We start from the raw sequence: 2,181 nt of genomic DNA on the forward strand, positions 1-2,181 counted from the left end.
GCCCTCGCCGGGCTCGTCCTCCCCGGCCCGTGCGTCACCCGTCCTCCGCTGATCGCCCGGCCCGGGGCGGACGAGCCCGGCGAGGGCTCCGGGGAGGCCCGGTGCGCCGCCCGGCGGCGCCCGTCGCAGGTGGGACGCTCGGTGGCGGTCCATGCGTGCACAGCGACGAATGGCTGGAAGACGCCCCCTCAACTGCTGGACCGTCACCTGAACAGGTGATCTTCTTGTGCATGGCTCCCGGTGCGGCGTGGACGGGCCTAACGTGAGCGACCGGTCGGCGGGCTTCGGGAGTCGACGGTTCATGCCGTCGTCACCCCCGGGGGGTGCCGCGCAGCAAGGCAGTCCTGACGCACGGGCAGGACGGCCACCCGTACGTCGCGCAGGGGTGAGACGTTATGACGACACATCACGGTGCGGTCCCGGCCGTCCTGCCGGGCGCACGACCCCCGCGCCCCGAAGCGCGGCGAGTGGCCCGGGTTTCGGCGGGCGTCCCACGGTCGACGTGCCACCACCCAACGGGCACGGACCTCACGCCCGTCCCGGCGGCCGGCGATCGGCCGCACGCATCCGGCCACCCCCGTCGCGGGCACCGCGTTCCACGACGCCGGCCCGGAACGGACACCCCGGCGCCCGCCACCGGTGCCACCCGCACCGGCGAGAACGCGCCGACCTCCCGCACAGGACCACCCCCCGGCGCCGGCAAGCACACCTCGACGGGCCGTCAGCACCGGCTCACCACTGGGTCGCGCGCAAGAGCCTTATCTGGTAGGGCACTTGGGCTGGCCATCACGGAACCAAGCGGTAGGGTTCCGCCGGGTGTACCACCCATGTGGCCTGCGGTGTGACCACCGTTCCCCCCACGTCAGTACCGGGGACGCACACATGACGCGCTCTTGTGCGGACGGTGTGTCCTCTTCCCGCCCACCCGTGAGGAATTGATGACCCTGATACAGGTCGTTGCGCTGACCTTGGCGGTGCTGCTGGCCGTCGTGGCCCTCGTCGCCGTGCGCTGCCACCGGACCGCTCGCCGCCGTGAGGCCGCACTGCGGGAGGCCGAGGCCCGGATCACCGCACGGGACGAGGAGATGGTCCACTTCGTCGAGACGCGGCTGCGCCGCCTCGCGGAGACCGGGACCCCCGGCCCCGCGCTCCATCCCCGCCTCGCGGACACCGACTTCGCGCGCGCCCAGGAGAAGGCGCTGCGCGAGGTCACCTCCATCGCGGAGCAGTCCGGCCGCCGCGCCGAGCGGCAGATCACTGAGCGGGCCGAGAGCGTCGCCCAGGCGTCGGTCCGCGCCGTGACCCAGTCCCTCCAGGCGCTCGTCGCCGAACAGCAGATCGCGATCACCGCGATGCTGGAGGGTCACCACAGCGACAAGGTCCTCGCCGACCTCATCCCCATCGACCACGCGTGCAGCCAGCTGTCGCGCCGCGCGCAGATCGTGTCGGTGCTCACCGGGTCCTGGCCCGGCCGGCAGCGTGACGACTCCCAGCTGCTGGAGGTGGTGCGCGGCGGCGTCTCCCGCATCCGCGACTACCGCCGCGTCCGCGTCACCGGCGAACCCACCGAGTACGTCACCAGCCGTGTCGTCGAGCCTGTGGTGCTCGCCGTCGCCGAGCTGCTGGACAACGCGGCACGCCACTCCGCGCCCGGCACCGAGGTCGAGGTCGGCTTCGTCACCGCCCACAACGGCATCAGCATCGTCATCGACGACGCGGGTATCGGTCTCACACCCGAGGAACGCGATCGCGCCGGACGGCTGCTGACGGGCCAGGAGCCCGTGCGGCTCACCGAGATGCGCAACCCGCCCCGCTTCGGCTTCGCCGGTGTCGGCATGCTCGCGTCCCGCTACGGCCTGCGCGTCCAGGTGGGTCAGGAATCGGTCCACGGAGGCGTTCGTGCCGTACTGCACATCCCCCGCGAGCTACTCGCCGCCCCACCGGCGCCCGCTCGTCCGGTGAGTTACCCGATGCCCCCGCACCAGTCCGTGGAGCCCGCCGCCGCGCACTCCTCCTCGTACCAGCAGGCTCCGCAGTCCTCCGCGCACGAGGTGCCCCACCAGGCTGTGCAGCCGCTGCCGCAGCGCTCGGCGCAGCCCGCGCAGAGCGCGCCCGCCGCCTCGTCGCAGTTCACCGCCGAGTTCGCGCCCGCGCACGGTTCGCCGTACGACTCCGTGCCGC

General features: G+C 73.2%; 2 protein-coding genes. Both read left to right on the forward strand.

What is annotated here, in order from left to right; genetic code table 11:
- Positions 1-219, forward strand: a 219-nt coding sequence (locus E0D90_RS28185; protein ID WP_227870500.1) for a hypothetical protein, incomplete at its 5' end; no start/stop codon positions are given.
- A gap of 719 nt (positions 220-938) precedes the next feature.
- Positions 939-2,181: ATP-binding protein (locus E0D90_RS25210; protein ID WP_130800231.1), on the forward strand; the 1,243-nt coding region annotated here is incomplete at its 3' end.

The sequence above is a fragment of the Streptomyces otsuchiensis genome, assembly GCF_004305975.1.
GTDB classification, from domain to species: domain Bacteria; phylum Actinomycetota; class Actinomycetes; order Streptomycetales; family Streptomycetaceae; genus Streptomyces; species Streptomyces otsuchiensis.